Origin of the sequence: Candidatus Pelagibacter sp. HIMB1485, from assembly GCF_052048055.1 — a bacterium.
Taxonomy (GTDB): Bacteria; Pseudomonadota; Alphaproteobacteria; order Pelagibacterales; family Pelagibacteraceae; genus Pelagibacter.
Genome location: NZ_JBNAIN010000002.1, coordinates 198,318 through 219,414, shown reverse-complemented (window position 1 = coordinate 219,414; position 21,097 = coordinate 198,318). Strand labels below are relative to the sequence as shown.

At 29.8% G+C, this 21,097-nt stretch carries 20 protein-coding genes; 15 read left to right on the top strand and 5 right to left on the bottom strand.

Annotated features, from left to right (window positions below; all coding sequences use genetic code 11):
- From ACTTA4_RS03655 to ACTTA4_RS03615, 9 genes are all read left to right on the top strand, one after another.
- Positions 1 to 1,002 (top strand): MDR family oxidoreductase, encoded by a 1,002-nt coding sequence (locus ACTTA4_RS03655; protein WP_440633569.1) that lies wholly within the window; start codon positions 1 to 3, stop codon positions 1,000 to 1,002.
- Positions 1,002 to 1,889, top strand: coding sequence for a LysR family transcriptional regulator (locus ACTTA4_RS03650; protein WP_075506134.1), 888 nt, complete (start codon positions 1,002 to 1,004; stop codon positions 1,887 to 1,889). The genes ACTTA4_RS03655 and ACTTA4_RS03650 overlap by 1 nt, the downstream gene beginning before the upstream one ends.
- Before the next feature lie 126 nt (positions 1,890 to 2,015).
- Positions 2,016 to 3,035, top strand: coding sequence for an extracellular solute-binding protein (locus tag ACTTA4_RS03645; protein ID WP_440633568.1), 1,020 nt, complete (start codon positions 2,016 to 2,018; stop codon positions 3,033 to 3,035).
- A gap of 72 nt (positions 3,036 to 3,107) precedes the next feature.
- Positions 3,108 to 4,718, top strand: coding sequence for an ABC transporter permease (locus ACTTA4_RS03640; protein WP_440633567.1), 1,611 nt, complete (start codon positions 3,108 to 3,110; stop codon positions 4,716 to 4,718).
- A gap of 1 nt (position 4,719) precedes the next feature.
- Entirely contained in the window at positions 4,720 to 5,778 is a 1,059-nt protein-coding gene (locus tag ACTTA4_RS03635; RefSeq protein ID WP_440633566.1) for an ABC transporter ATP-binding protein, read from the top strand.
- 14 nt (positions 5,779 to 5,792) lie between these two features.
- Positions 5,793 to 6,479: an AzlC family ABC transporter permease gene (locus tag ACTTA4_RS03630; protein WP_440633565.1), complete on the top strand. Its 687-nt coding sequence runs from the start codon at positions 5,793 to 5,795 to the stop codon at positions 6,477 to 6,479.
- A 1-nt stretch (position 6,480) separates the two neighbouring features.
- Positions 6,481 to 6,789 carry an AzlD domain-containing protein gene (locus ACTTA4_RS03625; protein WP_440633564.1) on the top strand — a complete coding sequence of 103 codons (309 nt, stop codon included), beginning with the start codon at positions 6,481 to 6,483 and terminating at the stop codon, positions 6,787 to 6,789.
- 1 nt (position 6,790) lies between these two features.
- Entirely contained in the window at positions 6,791 to 7,807 is a 1,017-nt protein-coding gene (locus tag ACTTA4_RS03620; RefSeq protein WP_440633563.1) for an MBL fold metallo-hydrolase, read from the top strand.
- Entirely contained in the window at positions 7,807 to 8,244 is a 438-nt protein-coding gene (locus ACTTA4_RS03615) for a DUF4396 domain-containing protein (protein ID WP_440633562.1), read from the top strand. The genes ACTTA4_RS03620 and ACTTA4_RS03615 overlap by 1 nt, the downstream gene beginning before the upstream one ends.
- Here the strand turns inward: ACTTA4_RS03615 and ACTTA4_RS03610 are convergent.
- A complete protein-coding gene (locus ACTTA4_RS03610) occupies positions 8,231 to 9,547 on the bottom strand; it encodes an MATE family efflux transporter (RefSeq protein ID WP_440633561.1) in 1,317 nt (438 codons plus the stop codon). The two genes, ACTTA4_RS03615 and ACTTA4_RS03610, sit on opposite strands and share 14 nt — an antisense overlap.
- A gap of 16 nt (positions 9,548 to 9,563) precedes the next feature.
- Positions 9,564 to 10,091: a cytochrome b gene (locus ACTTA4_RS03605; RefSeq protein WP_440633560.1), complete on the bottom strand. Its 528-nt coding sequence runs from the start codon at positions 10,089 to 10,091 to the stop codon at positions 9,564 to 9,566.
- Between ACTTA4_RS03605 and ACTTA4_RS03600 the strand changes: the two genes are divergently transcribed.
- The 3 genes from ACTTA4_RS03600 to ACTTA4_RS03590 all read left to right on the top strand — a co-directional run bounded on the left by ACTTA4_RS03600 (position 10,086) and on the right by ACTTA4_RS03590 (position 13,590).
- Positions 10,086 to 10,553 carry a c-type cytochrome gene (locus tag ACTTA4_RS03600; protein ID WP_440633559.1) on the top strand — a complete coding sequence of 156 codons (468 nt, stop codon included), beginning with the start codon at positions 10,086 to 10,088 and terminating at the stop codon, positions 10,551 to 10,553. The genes ACTTA4_RS03605 and ACTTA4_RS03600 overlap by 6 nt on opposite strands.
- A 77-nt stretch (positions 10,554 to 10,630) precedes the next feature.
- Positions 10,631 to 13,060 carry an FAD-dependent oxidoreductase gene (locus ACTTA4_RS03595; protein ID WP_440633558.1) on the top strand — a complete coding sequence of 810 codons (2,430 nt, stop codon included), beginning with the start codon at positions 10,631 to 10,633 and terminating at the stop codon, positions 13,058 to 13,060.
- A gap of 8 nt (positions 13,061 to 13,068) precedes the next feature.
- Positions 13,069 to 13,590, top strand: a complete 522-nt coding sequence (locus tag ACTTA4_RS03590; protein ID WP_440633557.1) for a hypothetical protein — start codon at positions 13,069 to 13,071, stop codon at positions 13,588 to 13,590.
- A 284-nt stretch (positions 13,591 to 13,874) separates the two neighbouring features.
- Here the strand turns inward: ACTTA4_RS03590 and ACTTA4_RS03585 are convergent, their stop codons facing one another.
- From ACTTA4_RS03585 to ACTTA4_RS03575, 3 genes are read right to left on the bottom strand one after another with little or no spacing between them, the layout of a single operon-like run.
- A complete protein-coding gene (locus ACTTA4_RS03585; protein WP_440633556.1) occupies positions 13,875 to 14,732 on the bottom strand; it encodes an NAD(P)-dependent oxidoreductase in 858 nt (285 codons plus the stop codon).
- Positions 14,733 to 14,745: 13 nt separating this feature from the next.
- On the bottom strand, positions 14,746 to 15,609 hold the full coding sequence (locus ACTTA4_RS03580; protein WP_440614164.1) for a DMT family transporter: 864 nt from the start codon (positions 15,607 to 15,609) through the stop codon (positions 14,746 to 14,748).
- Between the two features lie 13 nt (positions 15,610 to 15,622).
- A complete protein-coding gene (locus ACTTA4_RS03575) occupies positions 15,623 to 17,128 on the bottom strand; it encodes a UxaA family hydrolase (RefSeq protein WP_440633555.1) in 1,506 nt (501 codons plus the stop codon).
- Between the two features lie 46 nt (positions 17,129 to 17,174).
- Here ACTTA4_RS03575 and ACTTA4_RS03570 point away from each other — a divergent pair, with 46 nt between their 5' ends.
- From ACTTA4_RS03570 to dctP, 3 genes are all read left to right on the top strand, one after another.
- Complete coding sequence (locus ACTTA4_RS03570; RefSeq protein WP_440633554.1) at positions 17,175 to 18,959, top strand: IlvD/Edd family dehydratase; 1,785 nt, start codon at positions 17,175 to 17,177, stop codon at positions 18,957 to 18,959.
- Positions 18,960 to 19,928 (top strand): 2-hydroxyacid dehydrogenase, encoded by a 969-nt coding sequence (locus ACTTA4_RS03565; RefSeq protein WP_440633553.1) that lies wholly within the window; start codon positions 18,960 to 18,962, stop codon positions 19,926 to 19,928.
- Positions 19,929 to 20,053: 125 nt separating this feature from the next.
- The gene (dctP, locus tag ACTTA4_RS03560) at positions 20,054 to 21,070 is read left to right on the top strand and encodes a TRAP transporter substrate-binding protein DctP (RefSeq protein ID WP_440633552.1); all 1,017 of its coding nucleotides are present in this window, start codon (positions 20,054 to 20,056) and stop codon (positions 21,068 to 21,070) included.
- Positions 21,071 to 21,097: the final 27 nt, after the last annotated feature.

Here is a 21,097-nt window from a genome sequence, read left to right as displayed (position 1 = left end):
GTGTCTGATCAATTCAAAGCAATAGTTCTTAATCAAGAAGGTGAAAATTTTTCTAGAGAAGTAAAATCTTTAGATAGAAGTTTTTTAAAACATGGGGATGTAACTGTTCAGGTAGAATATTCAGATTTAAATTTTAAAGATGGAATGATTCTAAAGAATGGTGGAAGACTAGTAAAAGAGTATCCGCACATACCAGGAATAGATTTTTCAGGAAAAGTAATTGAAAGTGAAAATTCAAAATTTAAATCAGGCGATGAAGTAATATTAACTGGTTTTAGAGTTGGAGAAGTATTTTTTGGTGGTTATTCTCAGATAGCAAAAGTTAATGCAGACTTCCTAGTAAAAAAACCTGATAACTTAAGTAGCAAGCAGGCAATGATTTTAGGGACAGCAGGCTTAACTTCTTTAATGAGTGCTTTTGCAATTCAAGCAAGAGAAAGTATTTTGCTTGGGGAAAAAGTAAATGATGTTTTGGTAACAGGAGCAACTGGAGGCGTTGGCAGTGTTGCAATAATGGTTTTAACAAAATTAGGATACAATGTAACTGCAGTATCTGGAAAAGAAAGTAAGTCAGATTATTTAAAATCTTTAGGAGCAAAAAACATTATAAATAGAGCTGAATTTGATAAAGACCCTAGACCAATAGATAAAGGTTTATGGGACGGAGTGGTAGACACTGTTGGAGGAAAAATTTTAGCAAACGCAATTGCACAAACAAAGCCTAATGGAATTATAGCTGTATGTGGAAATGCTAACAGTAATGAACTTAACACCAATTTACTTCCTTTTATGTTACGAGGAATTAAGGTTTGGGGAATGGATTCTGCAAATTGCAGTATAAAAAGAAGAGAATTTATGTGGGGTGAAGCCTCGAAGTTAATTGATTTTGAATTGCTTGAAAAATCAGTTTTAACAGTAGGTTTAGAGGAGCTAATTGAAACTTATCCAAAAATTTTAAAAGGTGAAATTTCTGGAAGAGTATTAGTAGATGTAAATAAATAATGGATTGGGATAAATTAAAAATTTTTCATGCTGTTGCAGAAGCTGGAAGTTTTACAAATGCTACTGTAAATTTAAACCTTAGCCAATCTGCAATCAGTAGACAGATACAGTCCCTAGAACAAGATTTGAAAGTACAACTATTTGAAAGACATGCAAGAGGATTAACACTTACAGAAAACGGTGAATATGTTTTTAAAACTGCACATGAAGTAATAAGTAAGTTGAAAGAAGTTGAAACATCTTTAGGTGATCAGAAGAATAAACCAACAGGAAAATTAACCATAACAACAGTAAGAAGTTTTGGGACTCACTGGTTAACGCCTAGAATTCAAGAATTTATGAGACTTAATCCAGAGATTGAGATTGAATTAGTATTTGATGATAAAGAATTAGATTTAAGCACAAGACAGGCTGATATTGGAATTTTCATGAGAAGGCCAAAACAGCTTAACTATATTCAAAAAAAGCTAGTTGATATTAAATATTATATTTATGGATCAAATAAGTACTTAGAAAAAAATGGAATGCCAAAGACAATAAATGATCTAAATAAACATAAATTTATTTCGTTTGGAAAAGGAGCACCTTCTCCAGTTTATAATCCAGATTGGGCATTAAAAATTGGAATGCATGATGGTAAAAAAAGAAAATCAATCATGAAGGTAAATAGTGTAATGGGTCTTTTGTTAGCCGTAGAATCCGGTGTAGGATTGGCGGCACTTCCTGAATATCTAGTAACAAACTCAAACAATGTAATTAAAGTACTTCCGAAAGTAGAAGGGCCCATAACAGAAGCGCACTTTGTTTATCCTCAGTCATTAAAAAATACTGCTAGAGTTCAAGCATTTAGAAATTTCTTATTTAGCAAAATCGGCGACTGGAAATAAAAATACTCTACATTTATTAATTGTAAAAAAAGTATTGATATATGCGTCAATATATGCGATTGATAATCATTCGCATTGAGAATAATTCTCATTCGCAAATAAACCAGGGTAAAGAAAGAGATACAAATGAAAAAAATAACATTATTAGCATTAATTTTATTTTTCTTTGCCAAAATGAGTATAGCAGGTGAAGTAAATGTTTTTAGTGCAAGACATTACGACTCTGACATTCAGTTGTATGAAAAGTTTACGAACAAAACAGGTATAAAAGTTAACGTAGTTTCAGGTAAAGACAAAGCGTTGCAAAAAAGAATAACTGAAGAAGGAAAAGACTCTAAGGCTGATTTATATATTACAGCAGATGCTGGAAGATTAGGTGCATTTGATACAAAAGGTATGTTCCAAAACTCTATGACGGCGACTATAGAGGCTTCTGTACCATCAAACTTTAGATCTGATAATTGGACAGGTATCGCTAAAAGAGCAAGAATTATTTATTATTCACCAGAAAGAGTAAGTTCAGAAGATTTAAAAGGGATAACTTATGAAAGTTTATCAGATTCAAAATGGAAAGGGAAAATTGTAATTAGAAAATCTAATAATATTTACAATCAATCTCTTGTTGCATCATTAATTAAAAATAATGGTAAAGAACAAACTTTAGAGTGGGCAAAAAAACTAGTTTCAAATTTTGCAAGAAATCCTAAAGGAAATGATAGAGCTCAAATTTTAGCTGTTGCTGCTGGTGAAGCTGATTTAGCTATAGCAAATACTTACTACTATGCTTTGATGTTATCTGGTCAAAAAGGAGAAGATCAAAAAGAAGCTGCTCAGAAAGTCTTACCTTATTTCCCAAATCAAAATGATAGAGGGACACATATGAATATAAGCGGTGGAGGTATTTTAAAAAATTCTCCTAATCCTGAAAATGCAAAAAAATTACTAGAGTTTCTTCTAACAAAAGAAGCACAACAACATATAGTAAACAATACATTTGAATACCCAATGATAGATGGTGTTGAACCACATCCTCTTATAAAAAAAATGGGTGAAAATTTTAAACAGGATTTAAAAACAAAAGTTGGAGATTATAAAAAAAATCAGGCTGATGCACTAGAGGTAATGTTGATGTCTGGTTGGAAATAAAAGAGGTTAACACTAAGTACTTTTGGTATAAAGTTTATTACCCTACTTAATACCATTAGTACTTCGTTAAAAATGGGTAATAAAATTAATATTTGGTTTTTGAGCTCTTTGCTCATTTCTATTATAGTTGCGATACCAATTATAACTGTATTTAGTAGTTTTTTTGAACCAACTGGTGAGTATTTATCAATAGTTAAAAACACATTTTTGTTTGAATATATCTTCAATTCAATAATTCTTGTAATTGGAGTTTTAATTACAACTTTTATAATTGGTGTTGGATCTGCTTATTTAGTTTCATTTTATAAATTTCCTGGAGTTAATTTTTTTAAATGGGTTTTAATTTTATCTTTTGCAGTTCCAGCTTATATCTATGCATATTCATTAACTGCTTTTTTTGAATATTATGGAACAGCTTTTTCAATTATGAAAAGCTTATTTGGTGATGGAAATTATAATACTGTTTTACCTAAATTTGATGGAATGCTAGGAGCTATAATTTCAATTTCATTTTCACTATTTGGTTATGTTTACGTGTTAACAAGAACTTCATTTCATTATCAATCTCAAAATTTGCTAGAACTTGGTAAAAACCTTGGTTTTTCAACAAAAAAAACATTTTTTAATATTATTTTACCATCAGCAAGACCAGCAATTATTGCAGGATTATCTTTAGTTGCTATGGAGACTTTATCAGATTTTGGTGCAGTATCTTTTTTTGGGATATCCACTCTAACTACTGGAATTTATGATGCGTGGATATCTTTTGATGATTTGGCTTTAGCAAACAGAATATCTTTTTTTCTTTTAATTTTCATATTTGGATTATTTTTTTTAGAGAATATATCTAGAAAAAAAGCACAGTATCATTCGCCTGCTAAAGGAAATTTTAAAACGAAAACTCTCAAAAAATTAACTGGTTATAAATCTTTAATGGCAATAACGTTTTGTTCATTTGTATTTATCGCTAGCTTTATATTTCCAGTTTTGCAAATGCTGTATTGGACAATTAAATTTCCAAAGCATTTTATGGATTTGAATATTGTAGTATTACTGTCAAATACATTGATGTTAGTCTTCTTATCAGGATTTCTTTTAATATTTTTATCTTTCGTATCAAATTATGGAAATAGAATTAGCAAAAATAAGTTACTAAATGTATTAACAACTTTTTCAATTACTGGTTATGCTATACCAGGAATAATATTAGCTGTAGCTTTCATAACTTTTATTTCTTGGTTTGATGAAAATGTTTTTTATTTTTTTGATATAAAACAAATTTTTATTGGATCTATACTTGGTTTAGTAATTGTTTATTTTGTAAGATTTTATTCATTAGCTAACAATGGTATTAAATCTGGATATTTAAAAATTAATTATTCAATTGATGAAAGTGCATATCTATTAGGTTATTCAAAATTAAAAACTTTTTTAAATATTCATATCCCTTATCTTAAAAACTCAGTCTTATTAATTGCTATTTTGCTATCAATCGAAATAATCAAAGAATTACCAATTACATTAATTATGCGTCCTTTTAATTTTGAAACATTTGCTACCCAGGCCTATATATTTGCCTCACAAGATTTATTAGAAGCTGCTGCTGCACCTTCATTAATACTTATTATGATTGCAAGTATTTTTATTTTAATTACATCTAAGTATATGTTTAAAGATAAATAAAATGAGAAATAATTTTTTAGAAATTGAGAATGTTACTTTTGCTGCAAGCTCTAAAAATAAAGTAATTAATGTTTCATTTAATATTGAAAATGAAGGAGATATAGTTTGTTTGCTAGGCCCTTCTGGAATTGGAAAAACTACAATTTTAAGAACAATAGCTGGACTTGAAAAAATTCAGTCTGGTAAAATTATTTTAAAAAATAAAATTATTTCATCTAAACAAAACCATGTTGAGCCCGAGGATAGAAATATATCTTTGGCTTTTCAAGACAACTCTCTATTTCCTCATTACAATGTTATGGAAAATATTAATTTTGGTGCTGAGAGAAATAAAAAAAAGAAGAAAGGTCTAAACCTTAAAGAAATAGTGAAATTTCTACATTTAGAAAAAATCTTAGAAAAATATCCTCATGAAATTAGCTCTGGAGAAGCTCAAAGAGCCTCTTTAGCTAGATCTTTGTTATCAAACCCTGATTTGTTACTTTTAGATGAACCGTTGTCAAATATAGATCAAAGTTTCAAAGAGGAAATACAAGTAAAGTTAAAGCAAATTTTAAAAGAATTAAAAATTACAACAATAATTGTTACTCACGACTCTTACGAAGCATTCTATTTAGGTAACAAATGTGGAATTATTTTAGACGGAGAACTCAAACAATTTGATGATCCCTATAATGTTTATCACTTCCCAAATTCTGTTGATGTAGTTAATTTTTTAAACAGAGGAATATTAATTCCAGCAAAAGTTACAGATGAAAATACTTTAGAAAATGATGATTTAGGTACAATTAAAGGTAAATTTACAAAACATTATCCAAAAGGATCTAAAGTCCAACTATTGTTACAGCCAGAAGATCTAGAACATGACGATAAAAGCAATTTAAAATTAGAAGTGGTAGATAGAAAGTTTAGAGGAACAAATTTTATATATACTCTAAAAACTAGCAGTGATTTATTAATACCTGTTTTTGTTCATTCTCATCACGTCCACCAACATGAAATTGATGAAAAATTTGGGATTAAACGACCGATAAATATTGATCACATAGTTTGTTTTTAATAGAACCCAAATAAATGCTTACAAAAAAACAATTATTTACTAGGGGTATGCTGGATATTTCTCCACACATGTTATCTGTGATTCCATTTGGAATAATTTGTGGAGCTATCGGTGTTGAATTGGGATTTGACCCATTATTAGTATATGCGATGTCTATTATTATTTTTGGTGGTGCATCACAAATTGTTTTTTTGCAATTATTATCAGGTGGTGCGTCTGGATTGGTAGCAGCAACATCTGTTGGCGTTATTAATTCAAGACATCTTTTGTATGGAGCAGTTTTATCAGAGTACTTAGAAAAATTATCATTAATAAAAAAATTATTAATCTCTTATATTATAGTCGATCAAGGTTTTGCAGAATCTAATAAATTTTTTAAAAAAAATAAATCAGAGCAATACTTACATTATCATTTGATTGGTACAGGTTGTACAATGTGGGTTTGTTGGCAAATTGCTACATTGTCAGGAATCATTTTAGGTTCATTTGTTCCAGAGGAACTTGGATTAAAATTTGCAATACCACTTACGTTTATAGCTATCATAATACAAGATTTAAAAAAAATTGATCATTTAATTGTAATGATTGTATGTGGATTGAGTTCATTATTATTTTATGATGCTCCATTTAGATCTTACATAATTATTTCACCTATACTTGCTTTGTTTGTTGCAGCTTTAATATTAAGGTTAAAAAAATAAAATGACTTGGTTATCTATTATAGTTGCAGGAATATTAACTTACTTTACTAGGATGACGATGGTGGCTTTAGTGAGTAGAGACATGTTGGGAGATAAAATAAAAGCTGTTTTAGCTTATGTTCCATCAGCAGTATTTCCAGCAATAATTTTTCCAGGAATTTTTATAAATGACTACGGCCAGTTTATTGAAATGGATGACCCTAAAATATTTGCTGCAATTGTTGCTGTAATTGTTGGTTTTTTTTCAAAAAATATAATCGCAACTATTTTGTCTGGTTTAATTTCTTATTGGTTTTTGATATTTATCTAAAATGATCTTTAGACAAATATTCGACAGTGTTTCTTCCACTTATACCTATTTAATTGCATCTGGAAGGGGACGTGAAGCTTTAATAATAGACCCAGTCTTAGAAAAAGTTGATCAGTATATTAATTTGTTAAATCAATTAGATTTAAAATTAGTAAAAGTGATAGATACCCATATTCACGCAGATCATATCTCTGGAATTGCTGAACTAAGAGATAAAACTAATTGTGTAACTGTTATGGGCAATAAAACACCTGCCGATGTAGTTGCAATGAGAGTATCAGATGAAGAGATAATTAAAATAGATGGAATTGATCTACAAGCTTTATATACACCTGGTCATACTTCTGAGAGCTTTAGTTTTTTGATGGGTGATAGAGTTTTTACAGGAGATACATTATTAATTAGAGGTACAGGTAGAACAGATTTTCAAAACGGTGATCCTAAAGACTCTTATAATTCAATATTTAACAAATTATTAAAACTACCTGATCAAACTCTAGTTTATCCAGCACATGATTATAAAGGAGAAATGGTAAGTACTATTATAGAAGAAAGACAATTTAATCCAAGATTACAGGTAAAATCAGTAGAAGAGTACGTGGATATTATGAATAATTTAAATTTACCAGATCCCAAAATGATGGATGTTGCAGTTCCTAGTAATCTTAAGTTAGGTATTGATTTAAACCGTCAAAAAGTAAACAATGGAATTGAGCCAGAGGAGTTTAACAAGATTAAAAAAGATGAGAATACAGTTCTGATAGATTTAAGAGAACAAATTGAAATAGATAAAGAAGGTAAACTAGATAACAGCAATATAGTCCCATTTCCTTCCATGCATGACTACATTGAGAAAAATAAAGATAGTTTAAAAAATAAAAAAATTCTTTTCTACTGTGCTCATGGACACAGATCTACTTTGGCAGTTCAGATTTCTAAATCGTATAATTTTGTTAACTGCTTTCACTTAATTGGTGGTTTAGAAAAATGGAAAAAAAAAGGATTAGAAATTAACTAATGACAGCATCAACTTTTCATTGGTCTTGTAAACATACATGGAGAAGAAGCGCAAAGAATACAGCATGGTGTCTATTAGGTTGTGCCATCGGAGATTTTGGAACAATTTTATTTTTTCAACTTACACAAATTCCGTTTCCAGTATTAGGAATAATGATTCTAGCAATAATAAACGGTTTAATCACAAGTATAATATTAGAAACAATAATTCTAATGAGACAAGGTTTTGAATTTAATAATGCTTTGAAGACAGCTTCTGGAATGAGTTTGATTTCAATGATTAGCATGGAAGTGATGATGAATTTGACTGACTTTGTTTTAACAGGTGGTGCAATTTTAACTTGGTGGGTTATTCCAATTATGTTGATAGTAGGTTTTTTAACTCCGTGGCCTTATAATTACTGGAGATTAAAAAAATACGGGATTAACTGTCATTAAATCTTAAATAAATCCTGTTTAAATAAAAATATAAAGATAAAGCTCTCAAGATCATAAATATCGTTAAAGATATCCATACCCCATGATTTGAAATGTAATTTGTTAGAACTAAAGAAATTAGTAAATATAAAGAAACAGAAAAAAACATAGCATTTCTAATTTCTTTTGTTTGAGAGGCTCCAATAAAAATACCGTCAAATTGATAACAAAAGGATGCAAAAAAAGGCAAAATAATCATCCAAATTGAATAATCTAAACTTAAAGATCTTATTAAATCAATATCAGACATCATAAAGATCACATTCTTATGAATAAAATAATACACAATAGAAATACCTAAGCCTGTTACTGAACTTAAAATAAATGAATTTTTTACAATAGAACTAAATAAATTTTTATCTTTTTTGCCCAAAGAATAACCAATAATGCCTTCAGTTGAAAATGCATAAGCATCTAAAATAAATGCGGATAGAAAAACAAGATTAATTAAAATCGCGTTAGCAGCTATATACTTCTCTCCAATTTTTGATCCAAGGTATGTGAACCATAAAAAAGAAAAAGTAAGCAATATAGTTCGAATAAAAATATTAAAATTAATATCAAAAATATTTTTTAATTTATTTAGATCAACAATTTCCCTTATTATAAAATTAATTTTTGTAAGATTGTTTAAATAAAAAAAAGTATAAATTAAAAATACTGTAGAGGTAATTATCCCAGAAAAAAGAGTTCCATAAGCAACACCTTTAATATTTAAATTGTATTGGGTTACAAGAATTATACTAAGTATAATATTTAATATTGAAAAAAAACCTACTGCAATACTTGAAATTTTTGTTTTTTGTAATCCAACAAAAAGACCTGTTATTATATAAAGAGTAAGTTCTCCAGGAGCTGAATAAATTCTAATTTTAAAATATTCCTTATAAAAAGTAGTAGTTTGTGAATTTAGATCAAATATTTGAAGACTTATCTTAAGAATTAAATTCTGAGCAAAAAATAAGACAATAGAAAGAATAATTACAAATAACAAATTTCTTAAAATAATATTTAGAATTTCTTTATAATTTTCTGCTCCATTTGCTTGAGAAACCATACCGACAGTCCCCATTCTTAGAAATCCAAAACTCCAAAAAATCATTGAAAATAAATTTGCTGCAACAGACGTCGCAGATAAATAGGAAACATTTCCTAAATTACCCATTAAAGAAGTATCAATTATAGCCACTAATGGAATAGCTAGATTGGCAAAAAATATTGGAATAGATAATTTTAGAATATATCCAATAGATGATTTTTCCATGTCTGATGATTAATTATTATAATATTTTTTTTAATAAATTTTCTTTAAAGAATAATTTATGTATTATTACAGCACTTACATGTAAGGCAACTAAACCAATAAGTACATAGTTAGATATAATATGAATATTATAAAATTGATCAGCAAGCTCAAAATTGTCTTTTATTTTTATTTCTTTTAAAAAAATCATCAGAGGCTCACCATTGAAGAGTTTCTTCAATATTCCTGAAATGGTTACTGATAAGACAGTGATGTATAATAATAAATGATTGAGTTTAGCAATAAACCTTTGTCCTATAAAAGTAGCAGGTCCTAACTTTGGAACAGGGTTAATTAAATTATTAAGTAACCTAAAAATTATAACGTAAAATATCCCAAGCCCAATTGTCACATGTATATTTTCAATAGTTATTCTTTCCTCTCCAAAATCTAAATCTACTAAATAAAAGCCAAGAGGAATTTGTATCAAAAGTAAAATTGCACTTAGCCAATGCAGAGACTTGGAAATAAATCCGTATTCTGTTAAAGTGTTCTTAACATGCATAGCATATTAAAACATACCAAGAAGATCTTTGGTACAGTAATCTTATCTTTAATAATGGTATTTTCTGGTTCATTAGCTAATGCAGAGTTGTCAGTAGAAGATATTATTAAAAGTAGAAAAGCACTATTTAGTAAAAATTATAGTACTGCAAAGAGGGTACAGTCTTTTTCTTCAAATGGAGATTTTGATAAAGCAATAGAGCTAATGAAGGAAATGAATGAAAATTACATTACATTGTTAGATCTATTCCCAGAAAATTCTAAAGAAGGATTTAAAACAGAGGCACTACCTATAATTTGGGAAGAAAAAGATGCTTTCAATGCATTAATGCAAAAATCTGCTGATGACATGATTAAACTCACTTCCATTATAGAAGATGTAGATGATATTAGAGGAACTCTAGGAAAATTAATGTGGGCGAATTGTAAGGCCTGTCATTCCAAATATAGAAAACCTCATTAATAAATTTATATACCCATTTTGGTTAATTAAAATTAATTTTGTTTAATTAATTTAAAATCTAAGTAGTTTCTTTTTCCATGGATAAAATTCAATCTCACGCCAAGCTCGTAATTGTTGGTGGTGGAATAATGGGAGTTAGTTTACTCTATCATCTTACAAAAGAAGGATGGAGTGATGTCGTATTAATTGAAAAAAGCGAACTTACTTCTGGATCAACTTGGCATGCTGCAGGTCAATGTCCTCATATGTTAACGAGTCTAAATCTTGCAAAAATACATCTTCATTCAACTAACCTTTATAAGTCGCTAGAAAAAGAAACTGAACAACCAACAGGATTTCATGAAACAGGAAGTTTAAGGTTAGCTTATACTAAAGAGGATCTTGAGTGGTTTGATTATACTAAAGGAATTTTAGATATAGCTGGTTCTCCATGTTCAATTATATCAACAGAAGAAATTCATCAATATCATCCTTTTATAAAGTTAGATGGAATTAAAGGTGCTTTTTTAACTCCAGAAGATGGCTACACAGATCCAACTAGCACAACAAATGCAATGGCTAAAGGAGCAAGAAATAGTGGAGCCAAAATTTATAGAAAAAATAGAGTAACTGATATTGAACAATTGCCTTCAGGAGAGTGGAAAGTAATTACTGAAAAGGGTGATATTGTTTGTGAGCATGTTGTTAATGCTGCAGGAAGTTTTTGTCCAGAAGTAGCACAGATGGTTGGTTTAAAAAATGTTCCAAGTATAAACATGATCCATCAATACTTAGTTACAGAAGCACATCCTGAAATAGAAAAATTAAGTAAAGAATTACCAGTTGTAAGAGATCCAGACTCTTCTTCTTATCTAAGACAAGAGGGTAAAGGACTTTTAATTGGTCCTTATGAAAAAGATGTAGCAGCTTGGGCTTTAGATGGAATGGATTGGAAATTTGATATGGAGTTGTTAGATCCAGATCTTGATAGAATTGCAGAACACTTAGAAAAAGGAATGGATCGTATTCCACAGTTTAAAGATGTGGGTATTAAAAGAATTATATGTGGTCCTATTACACATACACCTGATGATAATTTTTTAGCTGGTCCTGCACCAGGACTTAAAAACTTTTGGATGTTTTGTGCAGCAAGTATTGGAATTGCTCATGGAGGGGGAGCTGGAAAATATATGGCTCAGTGGATTGTACATGGTGACTCGGAAATAAATATGATGGAATTTGAACCAAGAAGATACATGAGTTGGGTTGATAAAAATTATTCAGTTGAAAAATCAAAAGAGCAATATCGAAGAATGTATGTAACTCCAATGCCTAATGATGTTGTAGAGGTTGGAAGACCAATGAAAACAACACCAATTTATCAAAAGTTGAAAGAAAAAGGTGCTGAATATTTTGATTTATATGGATGGGAAAAACCAGCTTGGTTTAATAAAGATAATATTAAAGAAGAATTAAGTTATAAAAGAAATAATTTATTTCCTATAATTCAAAAAGAATGTCTGCATGTTCATAACAATGTAGGCTTGATAGATCTATCAACTTTTTCAAAATATGAAATTACTGGAGAAGATAGTTATAACTTTTTAGAAAGACTTTGTGTTAATAGAGTTCCAAAAAAAGATGGAAGTATTGTTTTAACTCATCTTTTAAATGATATTGGAAGAATTCAAACTGAACTAACTTTAACTAAACTAAAAGATAACCATTATTACGCATTATCAGGAGCAGTATCAGAAATTAGAGATTTGGATTGGCTAAATCAGAATAAAAAAGAAAACGAAAAAGTTGAAATTAAAAATATAACTTTAGACAAAGGTGTAATTGGTATCATAGGACCAAAATCAAGAATGGTTTTACAAAAATTAACAAATACAGATTTAGGAAATGAAAATTTCCCTTGGTTAAAAAGTAAGGAAATAAGTTTAGGCGACATTACTGTAACAGCCTTAAGAGTAAACTATATGGGTGAACTTGGCTGGGAGTTGCATCATGACTTTAAAGATATGGAAAAACTATATGAGTTATTAAGCGAAGCTGGTAAGGAATTTGATATTATAGATTTTGGAACTCATGCAATGAATTCTATGAGAATTGAGAAGGGATATAGAGGTTGGGGTTCAGAATTAACTCCAGAAATTAGTGTAGTTGAAGCAGGCTTGGAAAGATTTTTTAATATTGAAAAAAAATCTGAATTTAAAGGGTCTAAAATTGTATCTAATTTAGTAAAAAATGACCCAAAGATTAAATTAGTTTATATGGAAGTTGATGCTGTAGATGCGGATGCTCATGGAAATGAACCAATTTACTTTAATGGTATTATAGTTGGTCTTACAACATCAGGGGCTTATGGGTATAGAGTAAACAAAAGTTTAGCTTTTGGATATGTTGAATCTAAATTTGCTAAAGTTGGAAATGAGTTTTTGATTAAAATCCAAGGAAAAGATGTTAAATCAAAAGTTATTGATGAACCTGCTTTTGATGTAAATAACGATAGGCTAAAATCTTAAAATAAACAATGCTTCCAGTATCAGTAACAGATCATATAGAGGAATACGTTTCTCAAGAGATATATGTTCAGGTTGCAATAATTAAGGGTAAAGAAAAAATTTCTACAGATTCAGCAATCAAAAAATATTTTATTAGTAATCATTTTAAAGAATTAAGTTTAGGAAAACCTTATGATCATTTTATTGATGGTTTAAGAGACAAATGTTTAGGTAAATTAAAAAATTCTCCTATGAGAAACACAGAAACAGATGATGAAACAATTATAATGTTACAAAAAAAATTAAATGAATTAAGTGAAGTAGAATTAGAGGATACTTATTGGGAAATAGAAACTGGAGAATTTTTTTCAGGTGAGCAAATTAAAGAGTTAGAAAAATATCGAGATAAATTAATTACAAAATTAAACTCAAGAGATGAAAATGAAGTTGTAAAAACAATTTTTAACTTTTGTGAAATTTATGAAAAGTTGTGTGAAAAAAAATATCCAGAAGCACCACTTCCACTAAAAATATTAAAATCTAAAAATTAATTTTTTTAAGGGTTCGCTCTTTAGTTGATACCTAAAGAGCTCCCTTTTTATCGCCTCTTTGGCATTAAATCCAAACGGATTTTATTATTTTAAGTTTTTTTATATCTAAAGATCTTCAGCTAAGTATCAGGTGGTAGCAATTTTAACATAAACCTCCTTCATATAAAAAGGTAATTATATCAAAATTATTTGCAATAAATTTATTTGCATTTAATGCAAATATATAAGTTGAATACAACCTACTGCTTTAGTAGATTCCCGATATCTTATTTAACTTCCTTCAATTAATTTTTATTAATTAATTCACTAATAAAATTTTCTCCATGACCATCATCAACAGCTTTTTGAAAATAATTTTTATTTAGTTCAGCAACTTTTTCTGCTTCAGGAAAATCTTTTAAAAGATCCTGAATGTAAGTTAAATCTTTAACAGAATTACTTGCAGTAAATTTAAATCCTGTGTAATCACCTTTAAGTAAATTATCAAAAACTCTGTTCAGAGCCGCAGAGTTTCCAGATCCTAGTTTTGCAACATCAAATACTTTTTTTAGATCTAATCCTAATCCAGTAGCACATTTTGCTAAATGATTTACTAATGCTCCATTTCCTAAAGATAAAAAGTTATTTAAAAGTTTTGATTTTGCACCCATACCTACTAGACCAAAATGAAAATAATCCTTACAAAATATATTAAAATAAGGCTCTGCTATTTTAAAATTCTCATCTGACGCCCCAACTATACCACCCAAAACACCTTCTTCTGCTTGAACAGGTCCTCCCATTACTGGACATTCAACGTAGTTGATATTATTTGATTTAAAAATTGCCTCAGTTTCAATAGAGCCCGTTTTATTGTGAGTAGTAATATCAATTACAATTGTTTTATTGCTTAAGATATTTGATAATTTTTCTGAAATAGATTTCGCAATAGGTGTATTGGTAACACACATAAACAAAGCATCTAAATTTTTAGATGCAAAATCTTCAAAAGATTTAACTTCTTTAGCTCCCTCACTTACTATCTTTTCAATAGGTTTACGATTTTTGTTAGCAATTACAAAAAGATTATTTTTGTGCTTAATGATGTTTTTAGCAATTCCATAACCCATATAACCAACACCAATAAAACCAATATTTTTCATCAAACCTCCAATTTTAAGTTTTTTTACCTTCAGTTCTTATAAATAATAAACCAAATATTATTACACCCACAACACCCACAATCTTATTTATATCAAATGGTACACCAAAAATGAAAAAATTAAAAATTGTAGACCAAACTAATTGAGAATATTGAAAATTAGTTACAAAAGATAAATTTGATAATTGAATTGCATAAATAATTAAAGAGTGGCTTACAAAGCCTGCAAAACCAAGTAGCGCTAAGTATAACCAAAAAATATTATTACTTAATGGTTCCCATTTAAAAAAAATATAAATACTAAATATTATTGCTCCCAAAATAGAAGTATAAAATATTGCTGCAAATGGATCGTTATCACTTGATACTACTTTTGTAAAAAATTGGTAAAGCGCCCAACATATAGGTGGAACGATTGGAAAAATTAAATCTACACTAAATATTTTCATGCTAGGACTTAAAGAATAAACAATTGAACTAAAACTAAGGAGCATCAAAAGAATTCCTTTAAAAGTCAAAATATCTTTTAAAAAATAAGCAGAAAGTAAAGCAACGATTAATGGGGCTGTAAAGAAAACTACATAAATATCTACTAGGTCAAACTTTTGAAGAGAAAAAAACATAAACGTTGTAGCTGTCACCATTAATGTTGATCTAATTATTTGAACTTTGAAATTTTTTTTTAAGTTTACTTTTGGCTTAAAAATTAAAAAAAACACAATTAAAGATACTAGATGAAAAAAAAATCTTCCCCATATAGCCTGTGGAATAGGCATGACTGTACCTAGGTATTTTGCACTAGAATCCATACAAACAAACATAAAGAAACCACCTGCAGCTAATAAAATTACGTTTAATAAAGATGTTTGATTTTGCACTTTAGGAAATTTTTTACATTACAACGCCTACTTGCCAAGGATTAAACTCCTCGTCACCGTAGCCATTGATTTCGCTTTTTGATTTATTTCCTGATGCAGTATTTACTACTAATTCAAATATTTTTTGACCAACTTCCTCAACTTTTTCTTTTCCTTCAGCTATTGTTCCGCAATTAATATCCATATCTTCTGACATTCTTTCAAACATTGCTGAATTAGTTGAGAGCTTTAAACTTGGAACTGGCTTACATCCAAAACAAGATCCTCTTCCAGTTGTAAAACAAATTACATTTGCGCCTGATGCAACTTGCCCTGTAACAGATACTGGATCATATCCAGGTGAATCCATAAAATTGAAACCTTTATTTTTTAAAGGTTCAGCATAATTCAATACGTCTTGTAAAATTGAGTTTCCACCTTTAGCAACTGCTCCTAAAGATTTTTCTAAAATAGTTGTAAGTCCACCTTTTTTATTTCCTGGTGCGGGGTTATTATCCATAGAACTATTATTTATCGATGTATAATGTCTCCACCATTCAATTCTTTTAATTAATTTATCTGCAGTTTGTTGTGAATTAGCTCTATTAATTAATAAATGTTCTGCTCCATATATTTCTGGTGTTTCAGATAATATTGAGCTTCCACCTTTTTTAACTAAAATATCTGCAGCAACTCCCAATGCAGGATTTGCTGTAATTCCTGAATAACCATCAGATCCTCCACATTGTAAGGCTAAAGTTAAATGACTAACAGGCTGAGATGTTCTTTGAACATTATTTGCTTCAGATAAAAGGTTTTTTATTTGAGATAATACTTTATCAACAATTTTTTTTGTTCCACCTTCATCTTGGATAGTTAAGAAGTGAATTCTGTTGTGCTTTTTAAGAGACTCATCAAATAAACTTACCTGTGCACATTCACAACCTAAACCTATAACAAAAACATGAGAAAAATTTGGATGATTTTTAAAACCATCAATCGTTCTTTGAAAAATTTGCATTCCTTCACTTTCAGTATTCATTCCACATCCTGTTGAGTGAGTAATAGGAACAATTCCATCTATATTTGGATAATCTTTTAAAATGTCTGAATATTTTATTTTTTCAACAATCATTTTTGTAACTGTTGCAGAGCAATTAACGGTACTAACTATTCCAATATAATTTCTTGTAGCTACTTGGCCGTTATCCCTTAAAATTCCATTGAAAAAAGTATCTGCTTTTTCGTCAACATTGTGTGATTTATCAGTTACTTTGAAATCTCTTTTAAATTCTCTAAATTCTAAATTATGAGAGTGAACATGCTCTCCTGGTTTAATATCATTTAAAGCAAATCCAATAATTTGATCATATTTGATAATAGGATCACCTTTTTTAATCTCTTTTAAACATACTTTGTGACCAAAAGGGATTGGATCTAACGTACTTATATCATGTCCTTCAATTTTAGTTTTTTCTGGTATGATAAATTGACTTACGCCAACATTGTCATTGCCATTTAAAACTATTAGATTATTCATAAATTTATTATATAACCAATAACTTAAACAAACCATTATATTAATTATGCCTAAAAAAAGAAAAAAGAGTTTCCGAAGTCAACAGTGGTTCAATAATCCAAAAAACCCTGACATGACGGCTTTATATTTAGAAAGGTACTTAAATTATGGTCTTACAAGAAAAGAATTACAATCTGGAAATCCAATTATAGGTATTGCTCAATCAGGCAGTGATCTTTCTCCATGTAACAGACATTTTATGTCTTTAACTAAAAGGATTAAAGATGGGATCAGAAGAGCTGGAGGAATTCCAATGGAATTTCCAACTCACCCTATTCAAGAAACTGGAAAAAGACCAACAGCTATGTTGGATAGAAATTTATCTTATTTATCTTTGGTAGAAGTTTTGTATGGTTATCCAATCGATGGAGTTATTTTAACTACAGGGTGTGATAAAACTACTCCTGCAGCCTTAATGGCAGCAGCCACAGTTAATATTCCTGCAATAGTTCTCTCAGGTGGTCCAATGTTAGATGGAGTTTACAAAGGAAAACTTGCCGGATCTGGATTAGTAGTTTGGGAAGCTAGAAAAATGTTAGCTAAGGGAGAAATTAAATACGAAGAATTTATGGACATGGTTGCATCTTCTGCGCCAAGTGCTGGTCATTGCAATACTATGGGAACAGCATCTTCAATGAATTCAGTTGCAGAAGCTTTGGGAATGTCATTACCTGGAGGAGCTGTAATCCCTGCACCTTATAGAGAAAGAGAACAGATTTCATATGAAACAGGAAAAAGAATTGTCGGAATGGTTCATGAAGATTTAACACCATCAAAAATTATGACACGTAAAGCATTTGAAAACGCAGTAGTGGTTGCAAGTGCAATAGGTGGATCAAGTAACTGCACAACACATTTAAGTGCAATAGCTAAACACATGGGAATTAAGTTTGATTTATCCGATTGGCAAAAATTAGGTCATGATATTCCTTTGCTAGTCAATTGTCAGCCAGCTGGTGAATATTTAATGGAAAGTTTTCACAGAGCAGGAGCAATACCAGCTGTTATGAAAGAATTAATTAAGAATAAAAAAATTCACACTAATATAAAGACTGTAACTGGAAAAACAGTTGGTGAAAATTTGAAAAAGAAAATTGATGTTGATAGTAAAGTAATCAAAACATTTAAAAATGCTTTAACAGAAAAAGCTGGTTTCTTAGTTATGAGAAGTAATTTCTTCTCATCTGCAATAATGAAAACATCAGTAATCAGTAAAGAATTTAGAGATCAATATCTATCAAACCCTAAACATCCAAATGCTTTTGAGTGTAAGGCAATTGTTTTTGAAGGTCCTGAAGATTACCATAAAAGACTTAATGACAAGAAATTAAAAATTGATGAGAACTCAATATTAATTGTTAGAGGATGTGGTCCAGTAGGTTACCCTGGTTCTGCAGAAGTAGTTAATATGCAACCACCTGACAGGTTGTTAAAAAAAGGTATTAGACATCTACCTACTTTAGGAGATGGAAGACAAAGTGGAACATCTGAAAGTCCTTCAATACTTCATGTATCACCAGAGTCTGCAGTTGGAGGAGATTTAGGAATAGTTAAAACAGGTGACAAAATTAAAATTGATTTAAATAAAAGAAGAGTTGATTTACTAATTTCTCAGGCTGAGTTTAAGAAGCGAAGAAAAAATAGAAAGAAATTTAAAGCAAATAATCAAACTCCTTGGCAAGAAATATTCAGAGATACAGTAGGTCAATTAGATGATGGTGCTTGTATTAATTCTAGAGGAAAATATTTGGATGTATCTCATACAAAAGGTTTACCTAGAGACTCTCATTAAATGAAACCAAAGATATTAGTTTCTAGAAAAATTTCAGATTTAGCAGAAGAAAAATTAAGCAAAGAATTTGATGTAACATTAAATCCAAAAGACGAGCCAATTCCAGAAAGTGAATTAATTAAGATAATAAATGACTATGATGGGATGATTTCTACAGGATTTGATAAAATTGGAGAAAATTTTTTCAATAATCTAAATGGTAAATTAAAAATCATTGCTCAGGTAGGAGTAGGTTACGATAATATTTCTGTTAACTCTGCTTTAGAAAAAAAAATAAAAGTTACCAATACACCTAACGTTTTAAATGAAGCTGTTGCAGAGCTTACTATTCTTTTAATTTTAGCTGCCTCAAGAAGAATTGGTGAAGCTTATAATTTAGTTAGAACTGATAATTGGAAAAATCAAAAACCCGACTTAACTAAATTTATGATTGGTAATTCGGTTACCGGCAAAACTTTAGGTATTATTGGCATGGGACGAATAGGAAGAATGGCTGCTAAAAGTGCAAAAGCATTTGGCATGAAAATAATTTATTATAATAGAAATAAGTTGTCTGCAGATTTAGAGGATGGTGCAAAATATTATTCGGATTTAAATTCAATGTTACCGAATTGTGATTTTGTAAGCATACACACACCAGCTACCGCAGAAACAAAATACATTCTTAATAAAGATACAATAAGTTTATTACCAAAACATGCAGTTGTCATAAATACATCAAGAGGATCAACAATTGATGACGATGCATTAATTGATGCACTAGAAAATAAAAAAATTTATGCAGCAGGTTTAGATGTTTTCAACAATGAACCAAATTTAGATAACAGATATTTAAAACTAGATAACTGTTTTGTTCTTCCTCATGTAGGTAGTGCGACACATGAAACACGTCTTGCAATGAGTATGATGGCAGTAGACAATATCTATTGTTTTTTTAATGAAAAACCTTTGATTTCAGAAGTAGTTTAGAACAATTCTATTCTCTGTGTTTATAAAATATATATAATTTCTATATATAATAATTAAACCGATTTAATTGAAATAGAAAATCATTTATGATTAACTTTCGAAAAAACATAAACGAGAGGAAGATAATGTTTAATTTAATATCTAAAACTTTAGCAGCGGTGGCTATGGTTTCAGTTGCTTTATTTGGCTCTGCAAATGCAAAGACTTTAAAGATTGAAACTCACTTTACTGCTAGCTCACCAAATGGTGAAGTTGCGGCTCAGTTCGCAAAAAATGTAGAAAAGTTTTCTGGTGGAAGCTTGAAAATTGAAATGTTCTACTCATCTTCAGTAACAGGTAAATCTGCTGAGGTATTTAACTCTGCACAAACTGGAATTATCGATTGTGATATGACTGGTGCTGGTTACCAAACTGGTAAAAATGCAGCATTCCAATTCGCAGGTGATGTAATGGGTGGATACGATAACCCATACCAACAATATGAATTCTTGAACTACCCAGGTGCTCAAGATGCTGTTGATGCATTATACAACAAATATGGAATGACTTTAATTGGTTGGTGGATACCAGGACATGAGTCTTTAATATCTAGCAGACCAATTCCAGATGTTGCTTCATTGAAAGACTTTAAATTTAGATCACCTCCAGGAATGGAAAGTATGATCTTTACAACTTTAGGTGCGAAGCCAATCGTTATGGACTTTGGTGAAGTTCCTACAGCTTTACAAACTGGTCTAATCGACGGTGCTGACTATTCATCTTTAGCAACTAACTATGCTGGTGGACACTATGAGCAAAACAAATATGCTACATACCCAGGTTTCCACTCTATGCCGGCTGACCACTTAGCTTGTAACACAAAAGTATGGAACAAGTTAAAGCCACATGAGCAAGGTGCTATGAAAGCTGGAATAGAAATCGCTGGAAGAACTATTACTAGCTTAGTTGAGAGAAAAAACGCTGAAGCTGTTAAAGCTTTAAATGAAATGGGCGTTACTCTTCATGACTGGTCTAGAGAAGATAGACTTAAATTCAGAACAGCTGCACTTGCTGCTTGGGAAGAATGGAAGACTAAATCTCCAGAAGCTGCGGCTTTAATCGAAATACACAAAGCTTACATGAAAGCTAATGGTATTATGTAATAAATAATTTTTGAAGGGCCTGAAAAG

Bases quoted from the DNA above. Each gene is read 5' to 3' on its own strand.
- ACTTA4_RS03650 (WP_075506134.1), top strand. From the start codon at position 1,002: ATGGATTGGGATAAATTAAAAATTTTTCATGCTGTTGCAGAAGCTGGA.
- ACTTA4_RS03645 (WP_440633568.1), top strand. From the start codon at position 2,016: ATGAAAAAAATAACATTATTAGCATTAATTTTATTTTTCTTTGCCAAA.
- ACTTA4_RS03640 (WP_440633567.1), top strand. From the start codon at position 3,108: ATGGGTAATAAAATTAATATTTGGTTTTTGAGCTCTTTGCTCATTTCT.
- ACTTA4_RS03635 (WP_440633566.1), top strand. From the start codon at position 4,720: ATGAGAAATAATTTTTTAGAAATTGAGAATGTTACTTTTGCTGCAAGC.
- ACTTA4_RS03630 (WP_440633565.1), top strand. From the start codon at position 5,793: ATGCTTACAAAAAAACAATTATTTACTAGGGGTATGCTGGATATTTCT.
- ACTTA4_RS03625 (WP_440633564.1), top strand. From the start codon at position 6,481: ATGACTTGGTTATCTATTATAGTTGCAGGAATATTAACTTACTTTACT.
- ACTTA4_RS03620 (WP_440633563.1), top strand. From the start codon at position 6,791: ATGATCTTTAGACAAATATTCGACAGTGTTTCTTCCACTTATACCTAT.
- ACTTA4_RS03615 (WP_440633562.1), top strand. From the start codon at position 7,807: ATGACAGCATCAACTTTTCATTGGTCTTGTAAACATACATGGAGAAGA.
- ACTTA4_RS03610 (WP_440633561.1), bottom strand. From the start codon at position 9,547: ATGGAAAAATCATCTATTGGATATATTCTAAAATTATCTATTCCAATA.
- ACTTA4_RS03600 (WP_440633559.1), top strand. From the start codon at position 10,086: ATGCATAGCATATTAAAACATACCAAGAAGATCTTTGGTACAGTAATC.
- ACTTA4_RS03605 (WP_440633560.1), bottom strand. From the start codon at position 10,091: ATGCATGTTAAGAACACTTTAACAGAATACGGATTTATTTCCAAGTCT.
- ACTTA4_RS03595 (WP_440633558.1), top strand. From the start codon at position 10,631: ATGGATAAAATTCAATCTCACGCCAAGCTCGTAATTGTTGGTGGTGGA.
- ACTTA4_RS03590 (WP_440633557.1), top strand. From the start codon at position 13,069: ATGCTTCCAGTATCAGTAACAGATCATATAGAGGAATACGTTTCTCAA.
- ACTTA4_RS03585 (WP_440633556.1), bottom strand. From the start codon at position 14,732: ATGAAAAATATTGGTTTTATTGGTGTTGGTTATATGGGTTATGGAATT.
- ACTTA4_RS03575 (WP_440633555.1), bottom strand. From the start codon at position 17,128: ATGAATAATCTAATAGTTTTAAATGGCAATGACAATGTTGGCGTAAGT.
- ACTTA4_RS03570 (WP_440633554.1), top strand. From the start codon at position 17,175: ATGCCTAAAAAAAGAAAAAAGAGTTTCCGAAGTCAACAGTGGTTCAAT.
- ACTTA4_RS03565 (WP_440633553.1), top strand. From the start codon at position 18,960: ATGAAACCAAAGATATTAGTTTCTAGAAAAATTTCAGATTTAGCAGAA.
- dctP (WP_440633552.1), top strand. From the start codon at position 20,054: ATGTTTAATTTAATATCTAAAACTTTAGCAGCGGTGGCTATGGTTTCA.